At 35.6% G+C, this 16,117-nt stretch carries 10 protein-coding genes; 8 read left to right on the plus strand and 2 right to left on the minus strand.

The features are described 5' to 3' along the window. Positions 1-521 precede the first annotated feature (521 nt). A complete protein-coding gene (rho, locus tag AB674_RS02455; RefSeq protein WP_047773544.1) occupies positions 522-2,363 on the minus strand; it encodes a transcription termination factor Rho in 1,842 nt (613 codons plus the stop codon). 183 nt (positions 2,364-2,546) lie between these two features. Between rho and AB674_RS02460 the strand changes: the two genes are divergently transcribed. From AB674_RS02460 to AB674_RS02475, 3 genes are all read left to right on the plus strand, one after another. Next, on the plus strand, positions 2,547-2,960 hold the full coding sequence (locus tag AB674_RS02460) for a DUF4293 domain-containing protein (RefSeq protein WP_047773546.1): 414 nt from the start codon (positions 2,547-2,549) through the stop codon (positions 2,958-2,960). A 539-nt stretch (positions 2,961-3,499) separates the two neighbouring features. Next, positions 3,500-4,162 (plus strand): response regulator, encoded by a 663-nt coding sequence (locus AB674_RS02470; RefSeq protein WP_047773550.1) that lies wholly within the window; start codon positions 3,500-3,502, stop codon positions 4,160-4,162. A gap of 159 nt (positions 4,163-4,321) precedes the next feature. Continuing rightward, positions 4,322-5,080: a sensor histidine kinase gene (locus AB674_RS02475; RefSeq protein ID WP_240478061.1), complete on the plus strand. Its 759-nt coding sequence runs from the start codon at positions 4,322-4,324 to the stop codon at positions 5,078-5,080. A 7-nt stretch (positions 5,081-5,087) separates the two neighbouring features. On the opposite strand, the gene AB674_RS02480 is transcribed toward AB674_RS02475, so the two are convergent. Further along, positions 5,088-5,582 carry a metallophosphoesterase family protein gene (locus tag AB674_RS02480; RefSeq protein ID WP_047773553.1) on the minus strand — a complete coding sequence of 165 codons (495 nt, stop codon included), beginning with the start codon at positions 5,580-5,582 and terminating at the stop codon, positions 5,088-5,090. Positions 5,583-5,903: 321 nt separating this feature from the next. Here AB674_RS02480 and truA point away from each other — a divergent pair, with 321 nt between their 5' ends. The 5 genes from truA (at position 5,904) to AB674_RS02505 (ending at position 16,114) form a co-directional block, all read left to right on the plus strand. Then, positions 5,904-6,644 carry a tRNA pseudouridine(38-40) synthase TruA gene (truA, locus tag AB674_RS02485; RefSeq protein ID WP_047773555.1) on the plus strand — a complete coding sequence of 247 codons (741 nt, stop codon included), beginning with the start codon at positions 5,904-5,906 and terminating at the stop codon, positions 6,642-6,644. Between the two features lie 63 nt (positions 6,645-6,707). Continuing rightward, positions 6,708-8,462 carry an ABC transporter ATP-binding protein gene (locus tag AB674_RS02490; RefSeq protein ID WP_047773556.1) on the plus strand — a complete coding sequence of 585 codons (1,755 nt, stop codon included), beginning with the start codon at positions 6,708-6,710 and terminating at the stop codon, positions 8,460-8,462. Between the two features lie 33 nt (positions 8,463-8,495). Further along, the gene (locus AB674_RS02495; RefSeq protein WP_053004181.1) at positions 8,496-10,067 is read left to right on the plus strand and encodes a histidine kinase; all 1,572 of its coding nucleotides are present in this window, start codon (positions 8,496-8,498) and stop codon (positions 10,065-10,067) included. An 86-nt stretch (positions 10,068-10,153) separates the two neighbouring features. Then, positions 10,154-12,754 (plus strand): zinc-dependent metalloprotease, encoded by a 2,601-nt coding sequence (locus AB674_RS02500; protein WP_053004182.1) that lies wholly within the window; start codon positions 10,154-10,156, stop codon positions 12,752-12,754. An 18-nt stretch (positions 12,755-12,772) separates the two neighbouring features. Then, positions 12,773-16,114, plus strand: a complete 3,342-nt coding sequence (locus tag AB674_RS02505; RefSeq protein ID WP_047773558.1) for a SusC/RagA family TonB-linked outer membrane protein — start codon at positions 12,773-12,775, stop codon at positions 16,112-16,114. Positions 16,115-16,117: the final 3 nt, after the last annotated feature.

Below are 16,117 nucleotides of genomic sequence, written 5' to 3' on the forward strand. Positions count from 1 at the left end.
AACTATTAGTGCCTCGAAATGAAAATGACAAATAAAAAAACTAATCCTAAGAGCTGGACGCACTCCATTTGTCATTTCGAAGAATGAAAAATCACACAAGCTGAGCACACACTGTATGGAATATTGGATGCGATTTCTCATTCTTCGAAATGACACTATCAGACAAAATCTATAAAGCTCAGCCACTCGGAACCTGAAACTTGAAACCTGAAACTTGAAACTTGAAATTACTCCCTCCTACTAAATAACACAGAACCAAGCAAAAATAATAAGTTTAAAAAACATGATACCTCCTAATTTAGCATTTCGCTTTCACGAGACTCAAAGAAACAATTGCACAAGATTTACTTGCCTCTTTTTTACTTCTCCATAACTTTAAGACTTCATCCCTTTACCCTTCCCTATAAACATAAACCAGAAAACAAAAAAAGAGGAGCTAAAAACTCCTCTTTTTTATATATTTTATTCAATAAATATCAAGTTAAAAAACTCAGAACCTTAGCAGCTCAGAACCTTCCTCCTTAGTCATTCATAGAAATCAAAAACTCTTCGTTATTTCTGGTTTTTTTGAAACGGTCGTTTACAAAATCCATAGACTCAACCGGGTTCATATCTGATAGATATTTACGCATGATCCACATTCTTTGCAGTGTTTTTTCGTCTAATAATAAATCATCACGACGTGTACTTGAAGACGTTAAATCGATAGCAGGGAAAATACGTTTGTTCGCAATTTTACGATCCAATTGTAACTCCATATTACCTGTTCCTTTAAATTCTTCAAAGATTACCTCATCCATTTTAGAACCTGTTTCTGTCAATGCAGTGGCGATGATACTTAATGAACCTCCGTTTTCTACATTTCTGGCCGCACCAAAGAAACGTTTTGGTTTTTGCAATGCATTCGCATCAACACCACCACTTAAAACTTTTCCTGAAGCAGGCTGAACCGTATTGTACGCTCTTGCCAAACGCGTAATAGAGTCTAATAAAATAACCACATCATGGCCACATTCTACCAAACGTTTTGCTTTTTCAAGTACAATATTGGCAATTTTTACGTGTTCTTGTGGCTCTCTGTCAAAAGTCGAAGCGATTACTTCTCCACGAACACTACGTTGCATGTCAGTAACCTCCTCAGGACGTTCGTCAATAAGAAGAACGATCAAATAAACTTCAGGGTGGTTGGCTGCAATTGCATTGGCAATGTCTTTTAGTAACATTGTTTTACCGGTTTTCGGCTGAGCTACGATCATACCACGTTGCCCTTTTCCAATTGGAGAAAACAAATCGATAATACGGGTTGAAACGGAACTGCCTTTTTCGGCTAATTTGAATTTTTCTGAAGGAAAAACCGGAGTTAAGTGTTCGAAAGAAACTCTGTCGCGAACTACTTGCGGATCGTGACCATTAATTTTTAGTACACGAACTAAAGGGAAAAATTTCTCGCCTTCTTTTGGTGGGCGAACCACCCCTTTTACGGTATCACCGGTTTTTAAACCGAATAATCTGATTTGTGAAGTTGATAAATAAATATCATCCGGAGACGCTAAATAATTATAATCTGATGAACGTAAGAAACCATATCCGTCTGGCATCATCTCAAGAACACCTTCACTTTCTATAATTCCGTCAAATTCAAAATCTGAATCTCTGAAATTATTCTTTTTATTTTTATGATTTGGATTCTGATTCGTACTGTTACCATTTCCGTTCCCGTTTTGATTTGGATTCTGATTCGGGTTTTGATTTTGATTCGGATTCTGGTTTTTAGTCTGATTCGGATTTATTTTTTTTGTCGGAGCAGCCGTTTCTGCTTTTTCAGTTGTCGGAGCGGGAGTTTCCGTTCTTTCTGCTATTGGAGCCGAAGCATCACTATTTTCATTAACTTCCTCGTTGACAAATTCTTTTGCTGCTTCTTTTTCTTTTTGCTGAGCGACCTTTTTTTCGTAAGCTGACTTATTAAATTTTACAATTTTAGGGCCTTTTTTCTCTACAACTTTATTCTCTGCAGCCTCTTCTTCTTTTGGAGTCTCAGTTGGAACCTCCGGAGTTGCTGCTATCACAGGGGCTTCCTCTACTTTATCAAATTCCAGAACCGGTGCATTTTTGCTCGCTGACGCGTTTTTACTAATCGGCGCTTTTTTGACCGGAACAATTCTTGCTCTTTTAGGTTTGTCATCCACTATTTCCGCATCGGCCACAGTGTTAGCTGGCGGCGCTACAGTCGCTTCTTGGTGCGCTAAAATCTGACTGATTAAAGTCTCTTTTTTAACGCCATTAAACTTTATAGTTTTAGCTAACTTAGCTATTTCTTGAAGCTCAGCAAGCTTCATTTCTTTTAATGCAGAAATATCAAACATGAATGTTCTATGAATTTAATTATTTTAACGGAAATACTGTAAAAAGAATAGGTAGATAATTGTTTTGAATTGACCGCAGTATGAAGTGCTTACGGTATTATAATGCAATAATACGAATAAAATTTTATCATACAATAGTATTTATAAAAAAGAAAATATATTTTTGTAAAACAATTTTAGACCATGATACAACGAATTCAAACTATATATTTAATTCTTACCTTTATCGTAACGGGGGTACTACTATTTTTTGTTCCGCTTTGGACATTAAACAACGGAAAAGCATTCTATTTTATGCAAGACCAGATTTACACCGTAGTATTAGGTCTAAGCACAATGCTTACGATTGTAAGTATTATTTCATACAAAAAAAGACAAAACCAGTTTGTAATGGGCAGACTGAATATAATATTAAACTTAATTTTATTAGGATTATTTGTATATCGATCACTAAATTTATCTGGAGAAACTTTACAAGTTTCTGAGAAAGGTATTGGGATGTTTCTACCGATTGTTGCTATCGTGTTATTAGTTTTAGCTAATAAGGCCATCAAAAAGGATGAAGATCTTGTAAAATCTGTAGATCGTTTGAGGTAAACCTATAAACTTAATTTATTTGTGTGAAAAAACCCGGATTTTATGATCCGGGTTTTTTTGTGTCTAAAAGTTTCAGGGATCAAGTCCAAAAGTTGTGGGGAAGTAAAAATCTCGCAGAGTCGCAAAATCGCAAAGTTTTAATGAAAAAACAGAAAAAAACTTTGAGACTCTATAACATTTTTAGAAATACAAAGCGAGAAAGTAGAGAACTGAAAGATGGAACTTAAAAATAGAAAAAAAAAAAAAACTTAGCGGCTTGGCGAGATCGTCAAAGCGAGAAGTTGGAAAATTAGGTACTTAAAAAGCTGTGGCGAAAAAGTATAAGATCTGCTACTTCTAACAAAAGAAATTTCTAAAAATTATTCCACAATTTTTTAACTTGATTCGAAATTACGGAACTACAAGATATTTGTCCCTCCACAACAATATGTCTTGATCCAGTTTCAGTCTGTCCCACCTGCCCTGCCAAAATACCCAAGAAAATGCTCATTGTAAGTTATTTTTCATAAATTTGAGTTTCCCTGATTCAAAAAGCACCAATGACACAAAAAATAAGAATACATCTTGCCGATGATCATCAGGTACTCATAGACGGTCTAAGCAATTTATTACATACTGTCCATGACTTTGAAGTGGTAGGCAGCTCACTGGACGGAACTACTATATATGAAGACGTTATAAAAAATAATGCTGCAATTTTATTACTGGATATCAGTATGCCAAATATGGATGGAATTGAAGTATTAAAGGAATTCAGCCGAAAAAGTTTCCCTTGTAAAGTCATTATTCTTTCCAGTTACGACGATTTAAAAATCGTAAAAGAAGTAATGAAACTGGGCGCAAAAGGTTATCTCACAAAAAAAAGCGCCGGAGAAAATATTATTGAAGCCATTAAAGTCGTCAACGCTGATCAGGAATATTTTGATGATCACGTAAGAGAAAAAATCTTTGCCAGCTTTACCCGGAACAATCCAAAATTGAACAAAAACTCTTTTGAAGAAAACCAAATACTAAGCCCGAGAGAACTGGAGATCATTACTCTGATCTCATTGGAATACAGTGGTAAAGAAATAAGCGAAGAACTTTTTATAAGTCTCAATACCGTTGAAACGCATCGAAAAAACATCATGAAAAAGTTAAAAATGAAAAACGTGATCGGCCTTGTAAAATATGCTTTAAAAAACAATTTAATAAAACCCTAAGTACATTCTTGTATGTCAGTTTTCAGGACGCTTCTACTCTTTTTTCTTCTTTGGACCTTTAGTTCAAACACTCCTACTAGTCAGCTTAATAAACCCTTGAAGGAGACTGGAATTACTGAAAAAATCACAAAGAGTTCCCCACTTCAATCACATCCCACCGTGAATAAAAACACAGTCAGTTTAGTATTTATTCTGGTGATCATGGTATTAATTTTATTCTATTTCTACTACCAAAACAACCAGCTAAAACGAAAAAACAAACAAAAAGACATCAAGCAAAAAATACAGCTTAACATAATCAACGCCGCTATTGACAGTCAGGAAATCGGACGAAAAAAAATAGCTTCCTTTCTGCACGATGACATCAATTCCTTGCTTTCTTCTGTTGGTTTGCATCTCAATACATTTACGGCTCAAAACAATATTCAATCAGACGAAATCACTAAAGCCAAAGCGATTCTGGAAGAAGTTCACGATCGTCTACGCGATATTTCTCATGAATTAATACCTGTGCTTTTAGTTCGTTTTGGTCTACTGTATGCTTTGGAAGATTTATGCGAGAAAAACTCGAATTCAAACCTTCATTTTCAGTTTTCAAGTTCAATTCCTACCAAAAAAAGGTATCTTGAAAAATTCGAAATGAACATTTATTTTATTGTATCAGAACTACTTAACAATATTATAAAACATAGCAACGCATCAAAAGCTGAAATCGTTCTGCACGAAAAAAACAATCGACTCATAATCACTATTCAGGATAACGGAAAAGGGTTTACCATTGGAAAGCTAAACGAAACAGAAGGTTTTGGCCTTAACCGAATCAGAGCGCGAATTAAAAAACTGAAAGGAAATTTCAATATTACTTCTAAAAAAAATGAAGTTACAGGCACGACGGTAAAAATAGAAGTTCCAATTTAGTAACCCTTTATTTTTTACCGATTTCTACAATCTCCAAATCTTTTATCTTATCACCATCAATTACAAATCGCAGCATCGTTCGCATTTGGTGAAAGCCACTTTTTCCCGCAGCACCGGGATTCATGTGCAGCAAATTGTTCTTTTTATCAAACATCACTTTCAGAATATGAGAGTGACCGCAAATAAACAACTTCGGCGGATTTAATGTCATTTCTTCTCTGATATTTGGATTGTATTTTCCCGGATATCCTCCAATATGCGTAATCCAGACGGAAACATTTTCACACATAAAACGATTGTGCAGCGGAAATTCCAATCTTGCCTTAGCATCGTCTATGTTTCCATAAACACAACGCAACGGTTTCAGCTTTTTTATTGTATCGGTAACATTCAGATCTCCAATATCTCCGGCATGCCAAACTTCATCAGCCTGTGCTACATATTTTAAAATAACGTCATCAATATGACTGTGCGTATCGGAAAGAAGGAGGATTTTTTTCAATTTTTATTAAGGTAAAAGAAGGTTCAGAGGCGCAAAGGTACAAAGGTTTTTCCGTAGAGACACACAGCAGTGCGTCTTTAATCGTTATCGCATAGCGTCTTTAATCACCATTGCATTGCGTCTTTGATTCGTTCTAATTTTTAATAATGGTTGAGACGCACTGCTGTGCGTCTCTACGTGCGTCTCTACTTATTCATCACCGCATTGTTGAGACGCACAGCAGTGCGTCTCTACGATTTATAAATGCGTACGAAACGAACCTGTACCACTTTTAAAAAAAACCTTTGTACCTTTGTACCTCAAAACCTATGAACCTTTACTTTGAGATATTTTATTCAATTCGCCTATAACGGAACACCTTATCACGGCTGGCAAATTCAGCCAAACGCCTCTTCTGTACAGGAGACTTTAAACAAAGCACTTTCTGTTTTGCTAAATTCGACCATAAATGTTATGGGAGCCGGACGCACGGATAGTGGTGTTCATGCTCAGGAAATGTATGCTCATTTTGATTTTGAAACTCCAATTGACATTCCGACTCTGGTTCATAAACTCAATTCGTATTTACCTAAAAGCATTGCCATTTTTAACCTGATTTTGGTTCACGATGAAGCGCACTGTCGTTTTGATGCCACCAAAAGAACGTACGAATATCGCATCAACACTGTTAAAAATCCATTTTTGGAAGAATTGAGCTGGTACTTTAATCAAAATTTAGATGTAGCTTTGATGAATGAAGCGGCAAAAATTTTACTGAACCATACAGATTTTCAATGTTTTTCGAAAGTGAATACTGATGTAAACACCTTTGATTGCACGATTTTTGAGGCGTATTGGAAAAAGGAAAACGACAAATTGGTTTTTACGATTTCTGCGAATCGCTTTTTAAGAAATATGGTTCGCTCCATTGTAGGTACTTTAATTAATATTGGTTTACATAAAATTTCGCTGCAGGATTTTGAAAACATTATCGCCAGCAAAAGCAGAGAAAAGGCCGGGTTTTCAGTTCCCGCACACGGATTGTACTTAACCGATATAACGTACGATTATATCAAAAAATAATCCTCAAGTTAAAAAACTGAAATAAGAACAGGAAACAAGCGAAGTAATTAGCTCCAAAATAAAATGAAAGCAAAAGCATTTGATACCCGTTTATTCAAACGAATTCTAAAATATACCAAACCTTACAAATGGCGCTACTATGGCGTTATTATATTTGCTGTTTCGTTGTCTGTTTTTGCAGCACTGCGTCCCTACTTATTAAAACAAACGGTCGACGGCTATATCAAGACTCATGACCAACATGGCTTATTAATGTATATCGTATTAATGGGAGTGGTTTTACTGATGGAAGTTTTCTCTCAGTTTTATTTTGTTTATTGGGCCAACTGGCTCGGACAGGATATTGTAAAAGACATTCGAACCAAACTCTTCAAACATATACTGAGTTTCAGAATGAAATATTTTGATTTGGTTCCGGTGGGACAATTGGTAACCAGATCTGTATCGGATATTGAATCTATCGCCCGTATTTTCAGTCAGGGATTGTTTATGATCATCAGTGATCTGATGAAAATGATTGTGGTATTGATTTTTATGTTTTATATGAACTGGAAATTAACTTGGATCGTAGTGGTTGCCATGCCAATTCTTGTGTACATCACCAGAATCTTCCAGCGCAAAATGCAGGTGGCTTTTGAAGAAGTTCGTACGCAGATTGCCAACATGAACTCATTTGTTCAGGAGCGCGTTACGGGAATGAAGATTGTACAGCTCTTTAACCGCGAGAGAATCGAAGCCGAAAATTTCAAAGAAATCAACAACAAACACAAAGTTGCCTGGATCAAAACCATATTATATAACTCGATCTTCTTTCCGATTGCCGATATTATCTCCTCGATTACTTTAGGATTGGTTGTGGTTTATGGTGGATTCCGAATTTTAAACGGAGATCATTTTACCACTTTTGGGGATTTATTTTCGTATACCATGTTTATCGGAATGTTGTTTAATCCGCTACGCCAGATTGCGGATAAATTTAACGAGATGCAATTGGGAATGATTGCTGCCAATCGTGTTTTTGACATTATAGATACACAAGACCATATTCAGGATACCGGAACGCTTGAGGCTCCTATTTTCAATGGAAGCATTGAATTTAAAGAAGTCCGTTTTAGTTATATCCCGGAAGAAGAAGTTATAAAAGGAATTGATTTATCGGTTGCCTCAGGGCAGACTGTTGCAATTGTAGGATCGACGGGAGCAGGAAAATCAACCATTATCAATCTTCTGAATCGTTTTTACGAAATTAACAGCGGAACGATTTGCATTGACGGACACAATATTGAAAACTACACTTTGGCTTCCTTGCGAAAACAAATTGCCGTGGTTTTACAAGATGTGTTTTTATTTGCCGATACGATTTACAACAACATCACCTTACATAATCCAGAAATTACGCGGGAGCAGGTTTTAGATGCGGCCAAAAAAATTGGCGTTCACGATTTTATTATGAGCCTGCCCGACAATTACGATTTTGATGTTAAAGAGCGTGGCGTTATGCTTTCGTCGGGGCAACGACAATTAATCGCTTTTCTACGTTCGTATGTCAGCAATCCGAGTATCTTGATTTTAGATGAAGCCACTTCATCGATTGATACGTATTCTGAAGAACTGATTCAGCGTGCCACAGAAACCATTACAAAAGGAAGAACCTCAATTATCATTGCGCACCGATTGGCGACTATCGTAAATGCGGACAAAATTGTAGTAATGGATAAAGGTCTCATTGTCGAAGAAGGAACACATCAGGAACTGCTTAGCAAAACAGATGGGTATTACAAAAACCTCTACGATTCGCAATTTGCCGTCGCAAATTAATTTTTTCATTAATACACCAATTATACATTTTCTTTGAAATTCAGTTTTAGCAATACCACCTCCAGACGAGCGTTTTTAATTTACGGCACGATCTCTATTTTAGTTACCGTCATTTCGGTGTACTTTATTAGTAACCTGATTACAGATCTTACCAACAAAACAAATGAATTAAGTGCCAGTCGGAATTTTGTTAAAAAACAGGAGATCATGACGATGGAATTTTCGAAGCTTCTGGAACATGAAATGCAGATTAAACATCTTCTAAAAATCAGCAGCTCTAAAAATCTGTTATCGAATCTTGAAGTATTGAGTTCAATTCAGGCAACAGATTCGTTGGTTACTAATAATTGGTTTCAGATTAATGACGGTCAAATTCACTTTGAGAATGATACGACCTCTGCAGCTTTAAAAAAGGATATTCGTGATTTTACGGCCACCAATAAATCTGCGCAACATATAAACACCATTGTTCCGCAGGGAAAAGACTGGGCCTGGAGAATTTATTTCAAATCAATTAGTCCTGACGGAACCATTGTTCGTTATGGTTACGACGTGAACTTAAGGTTATTGCATGATTATTTTTCGATCATAGATGTCACGACGTCTAATTACGCTTTTATATTTGACGAAAAAGGGAAATGTATTTATCATCCCGAAACTTCTTTCATAGGCAAAAATGTGTATGATATTGCTTCGATTCAGCCCTCTGATACCATTTTTACTAAAAAAAGCGATTATGTAAAACGTACTACTCTTTCCGAATACTTAAAACTGGATGTCATTCGTTTTACTAAAAAAATGGATATAAAAGGCGCTAAATGGTTTATTTGTGTGAGTTTTCCAAAAGATGTTATTGATGAAGATGTTACTTCTATAAAAAAATACGCAACTTCTATCTATTCGATTACTACGATAATGCTTCTTTTTATTTTCTATCTCTTTACTTATGCCAACAGAAGGGCTTATAAAGAAAAAGAAATCGTAATCAAGGAAAAGAATACCTTGTTGGTTGAAAATGAAAAAATAATAAAAGAGAAAGCCCTTATTCAACTCCAACAATTGAAGGAGCAGATAAATCCACATTTTTTATTCAATTCGCTCAACTCACTTTATATGTTAATTGGCAGTGATGTAAAAACGGCACAGAAATTCACCTTAAACCTGTCTCGTATTTATCGTTACTTAATTGACCCGCCTGAAAAAAATATTGTCCTATTAAAGGAGGAGCTATTATTTATCGAAAAATATATATTCCTGCAACAAACCCGTTTTAAGGAAGAGTTGTTATTTTCTATCGAAATAGAAGATGAAGCTGCTTTAACAAAAAGCCTTCCCTATTTAGCACTTCAGATTGTGGTTGAAAATGCCATCAAGCACAACATGGCTACGGACGAAATTCCGTTGCGCACCAAAATCGTTATTAAGGCAGATAAAGTTATTATTACCAACAATCTGCAGAAAAAACAACATGTAGAACCTAGTACTCAGTTTGGATTAAATTACCTCCAGAGTATTTACAATCACTATGCTAAAAGTGATTTTGAAGCCTCAGAAAAAGAGGATAATTTCGTATGTATTTTGCCTTTAATCGACATTCACTCCTAAAAACAAGCCATTCACTCCCTTTCCCTTTTTTTTTGTTAGAAAAACAAATATTTTCGAGCAAAAATTAACCTAAAATTAACACCAAAATGAGGGAAAAGGCACTCCTGTTTGATTTAAAAGTAATCTGTGTATTAGTTTTATTTTTATTAGGCCCGATTTCTGCTTATTCACAAAAGAATAAGAAAAAAGAAAACACTACCGAAACAGCAAAAGACACAACTTCTTCTAAAAAAGAAAAAAAATACAATGACCTTGTAAAAAAGGGAACTGTAAAAAAGGGACTATTCAATATCATTCAAGTTAAGACTGATGTTTATTTTGAAATCCAGGATAGTTTATTCGAAAGAGAATTTCTTGTCGTAAACAAATTATCTCAGGTTCCTTTTGAAGTAAATGACGCCGGATTAAACAAAGGAATGAATTATGAAAATAAAGTAATTCGCTTTTATAAAGATACAATTGCAAAGAAGGTATGGGTAAAGTCATACGTTCCTAAAGTCACTTCTCCAAAAGAAGATGTCATAACAGCTTCGGTAAAAGACAATTTTTCTGAATCAATTATCGAAGTTTTTGACATTGAAACCAAAAACAATGATTCGACTTCGGTTGTCATTAAAGTCAATAAAATCTTTGATGGTAAACAGAAAAGTTTTAACGATGTTCTGAGCAATATCAGCTTTGGAGGATCTGTAAAATCAGACTTGTCTTATATCGAAAACTTAAAATCATTTCCTAAAAATGTGGTGGTAAAATCGCAGCTAACTACTTCTGTTAGTGAAGGTGGCCCTGCATTATCTGTAACGCTTGGCGTAACCAGTAATATTGTTTTGTTGGATAAAGTACCAATGAAACCACGCTTTTCTGATGAGCGTATTGGATACTTCTCAGAAAAACACTGGTATTTTGCCGACGCTCAACAGGCATTGTTGGAAAAAGAACTAATTACCCGTTGGAAATTAGAGCCTAAAAAAGAAGACGAAGAGCGTTATTTAAAAGGCGAATTGGTTGAACCACAAAAGCCAATCGTTTATTATATCGATCCATCGACTCCAAAACAATGGAGAAAATATATTATTGACGGAGTGCATGACTGGCAAATTGCTTTTGAAAAAGCTGGATTTAAAAATGCCATCATCGCCAAAGAACCAACAGCTGACGATTTGGATTTTGATGCAGATGATGTACGCTATTCAGTTATTACGTATGCTGCTTCGCAAAAATCAAACGCGATGGGACCATCAGTTGTTGACCCAAGAAGTGGTGAAATAATTGAAGCTGATATTATCTGGTGGCACAATGTAATGACTTCTTTGCAAAGCTGGATGCGCATACAAACCGGACCAATTGATCCCAAAGCAAGAGGAAATACTTTTAGTGATGAGCATATGGGAGAAGCCATTCGATTTGTATCTTCTCACGAAGTAGGTCACACTTTTGGACTAAAACACAATATGGGTTCTTCTTTTGCGTATGATGTTGAGTCGTTACGCTCGAAAGAATTCACTGCAAAAATGGGTGGAACTGCTCCTTCTATTATGGACTATGCCCGTTACAATTACGTAGCACAGCCCGAAGATAATGTTACCGCTATCACTCCAAAAATCGGTGAATATGATAAATATGCTATCGAATGGGGATACAGATGGTATGCTGCCAACGAGAACGAAAAGTTAAAACAGAATGCTTTAATCGCTTTACACCAAAACGATCCGATCTATTTTTATGGTGAGCAACAAGATGGAGGAAATTTAATTGACCCACGTTCTCAATCTGAAGATTTAGGAAACGATGCTGTTAAAGCCAGCGAATATGGTATCAAGAACTTAAAACGTGTGGTTGATAATATTTTAAACTGGACTTACGATAAAGATCAGTCGTATTATGAAACTGCCAAATTATATATCGGAACTATTGGTCAATGGCAAATGTACAACCGTCATGTATTAAACAATATTGGTGGTGTTTATCTAAATGTAACGGTACATGGTGATAACAAACAAAGTTATATTCCAGTTCCTGCTTTGATGCAAAAAAGAGCAGCAGATTATTTGGTTAAAAATGTACTTACGATTCCACAATGGTTGTTTTTTAATCCAATATTAGATAAAACAAATCCATTGAAAGATTCTCCTTTGGGACCTTACGAATATACGCCGTATACCTTGTCAAGAGAGTTGCAATATGGCATTATGTACGATTTGTTTAGCGATGATCGTTTACTAAGAATTACTGAAAACGAATTGTATCAGCGTAACGAAGCCAAAGAAAAAGTTTTTACGGTAAATGAGTTATTCAGAAAAATACACCAACAGGTTTTTGCACCAACGATCTTAAACAAATCATTATCGATTCTGGAACGTATGACGCAAAAAAACTATGTAGATGTGCTGATTGTTTCAACAAACAAATTATTTGAAAAAACAGAACCTAAAAAAACAATAGAGGTACTACAAACCTTAAGCATGCCACATTTATGTACTTCTCTACAGGAGGAAAAAATGTCCCGTAACATTAACCAATCATCCTTAAAAAGAGTTACAGAAGTCACTTCTGATAAAAAAGGAGAGCTTGCAAAAGTACTTCAACTTATAAAAAGTAAAAAGAATACCGGAGATCAATCGACACAAAATCATTATAGCGATTTGATACAAAGAATTGAAAAAGCATTAAGTAACACAACCTTTTAATAAATAACCCCCGAAAACATGAAAAAAATTTTACATGCCTTACTGCTACTCCTGGCCATCGCAGGAAACTCGCAGGAAACCCGAACCATTACGGGAATTATACTCGATGAAAATGATAAATCTCCAATTCCAGGAGTTTCTATTTTCGTCGAAAACAACTCGATTTCCAACAAAACTTCTATGGCGGGAATCATTCAAACTTCAACAATTGGAACTACTTCTGATTTTGATGGTAAATTTCAATTAAGAATAGCCAAAAATGTTACTGCCTTGAGAGTTACTTTTATGGGATATACTTCTTATACTTTAGAATTATCACCATCTCAAAAAGATTACACAATCAGTTTAAAATCTGAGACTGCAAAACTTCAAGAAGTTGTGGTAACAGGATACCAAAAAATTGAGAAAAGAAAGCTTACTTCAGCCATTACAAAAATCGACATGTCTGCTATCCAGCAAACAGGGGTTTCGAGTATTGACCAGTTATTAGTTGGACAAATTGCCGGAGTTGCTGTTAGCACACCATCGGGAGCACCGGGAGCACCTGCAAAAATCAGAATCAGGGGTACTGCCTCTTTAAGTGGTGCACAAGATCCGTTATGGGTACTTGATGGCTTACCATTAGAAGGAAATGATATTCCTAAAAACTTTGACAAAGACAATATTGATGTTTTAAACAACTATTCTATTGCAGGCTTAAACCCTGACGATATTAAAGATATTACCATATTAAAAGATGCTGCTGCAACAGCTATTTATGGAGCACGTGCTGCAAATGGTGTAATTGTAGTAACTACTAAAAAAGGTAAAGCCGGTAAAATGGTGGTAAGTTTTAATACCAATACTTTTATTACACAAAGACCTGAATTTTCTAAATTGAATTTGATGAATTCTTCTGAGAAAGTAGATTTAGAACTTTATATGGCAGGACGTTCAGATTTAACGTATAGAGACACCGGTGGTGATATAGCTCGTATCCTTAACGGATCGAATGAATTAGATGCTTTCAGAGCCGGTGGATTCTCTTCTTTGAGTCCAAACACACAACAATCGATCAACAGTTTAAGAGGCAACAATACAAACTGGGGTAATTTATTATACCAAACTGCTATCAATACGCAGCACGGTTTAAGTTTATCCGGTGGTGGAGAAAAATCTGACTACTACTTCTCTCTAGGTTATTATGATGAAAAAGGAACTACTATTGGAACTGGTTTCAAGCGTTACAACGTTACCTTAAAAAACAATTACCAAATAACAGACAAATTCAAAGTGGGTGTTAGTATTTTTGGTTCTCAAAACATAACTACCTCTTACTTAACAGATTCTTACGCTTTTACAAGTCCGTCAACGTACTCCAGAAACGTAAACCCGTACTTAACTCCATACAATGCTGATGGAAGCTACAAATACGATCAGGATATTGCAGGATATTCAGATCGTCGAGTACCTTTTAATTTCATAGAAGAAAGAGAAAACACTTCTTACGAATTAAAAGCAAGAGCCTTAAAAGCCTTATTTGATGCTGAATACAAACTTACCAAAAATTTAAAAGTAACAAGTCAATTAGGTTTACAATTAGACAATACCGCTAGTGAGAAATTCGCCGGTAAAGACACTTATTATACAAGAAACTTAAAAGAAAAAACGAGCTACTTCAGTGGTGGTAATCAACTTTATTTTCTTCCGGTTGGTGGTGTTATCCAAAACACCAACTCAGACTTTTTTCAGTACAACCTGAAAACAATGGTGAGTTACGCTAAAACTTTAGGAGGAAAACATGAAGTTGAAGCAATGGTTGGTAATGAGTTAAGAAGAAATTACAACACAACGATCGCTACTAAAGGTTTTGGTTTTGATGAGAACAATTTAACTACACAGCAAATTGTTTTCCCAAATGCTGGTCTGGCTAAAGAATCAGATTACAGAACCTACGCTAAATCTAAAAACGAGAATGCTTTTGCATCATTCTTTGCAACGGCTGCTTATACCTACAATAGAAAATACAGCTTCTTTGGAAGTGTTAGATATGATGGTTCTGATTTGTTTGGTGTAGATCCAAAATACAAATATTTACCTCTTTGGTCAACTTCTGCTTCATGGGCAGTATCTGAAGAAGATTTCTTAAAAGACAATCTAACGATTTCTAACTTAAGACTTCGTGCTTCATATGGTTTACAAGGAAATATTGACAAAAACACTTCTCCTTATGTAGTAGGTACAAACAGTACGGCCATTATCCTTCCAGGACAAGCAGAGCCTACTATTAATGTTACCAGTCCTCCAAATGATAAATTGCGTTGGGAAAAAACAGAAAATACCAACTTCGGTATGGACCTTGGTTTATTTAACAACCGTATCAGCATTGTAACTGATGTCTATGGAAGAAAAAGTACAGACTTAATTGGTCTGAAAGCACTTCCGTTAGAAAATGGTTTTGAGTTCACTAACATGAACTGGGCACAAGTAAGTAATAAAGGTTTCGAGATTACTTTATCTACAAGAAATATCGACCGTCCAAACTTTTCTTGGAATACAAGTATTAACTTCTCTCACAACAAAAGTAACGTAGATCGTCTGGCTGTAAGAGACAATAGTTTCTTACCAAATCAGGAAGGTTACGCTGTAAATGCTGTATTTGGTTTTAAAACAAACGGTATTGACGAAAATGGTTATCCGTTATTTGTAAACAAAAAAGGAGAAACTGTAAATGCTCAAACTTTCTTTGGTTTATATGACGTTTGGGGAGATTTCTTTCCTGGAGAATTTGCTGACTCAAAGTTAACGCCGACTGAATTTAGAGACTTATTTGTTTATTTAGGAGACAGAGATCCTAAGTTTACAGGAGGTTTAACAAATACCTTTAGAGTAAATAATTTTGATCTTGCCATCGCTGCTTCTTTTAACATCAAACAGACTGTTACAAGAACTCCTCCATACAACGGAACACAAGTTGACAGAGGACAAAATTACAGCAGAGATATCTTAGATGCATGGTCACCGACAAATACCTCTTCTAACTTACCTGGAATTACGAGCAAGACATCAGGTACAGGAGATTCATGGATGGCTTACCAATATTTTTCGACAAGGAATCCAATACCTACAATGAACTACTTAGACACATGGACCAGTGAAATGAGTTATATGAGATTAAGCAGTGTTCGTTTAGGATATACATTCCCAAAGACATTTACAGATTACATAAACATTCAAAGTATCAGACTTAATGTTGAAGCAAGAAACTTATTCGTAATCAGTTCTGATTACAAAGGTTACTTTGACCCGGAAACCTTCGGAAATATTTATGCGCAACCTGTTCCTAAATCATTCACTTTAGGATGTAATGTAACTTTCTAATAA

Source organism: Flavobacterium sp. ABG, from assembly GCF_001027725.1.
Lineage (GTDB): Bacteria > Bacteroidota > Bacteroidia > Flavobacteriales > Flavobacteriaceae > Flavobacterium > Flavobacterium cupriresistens.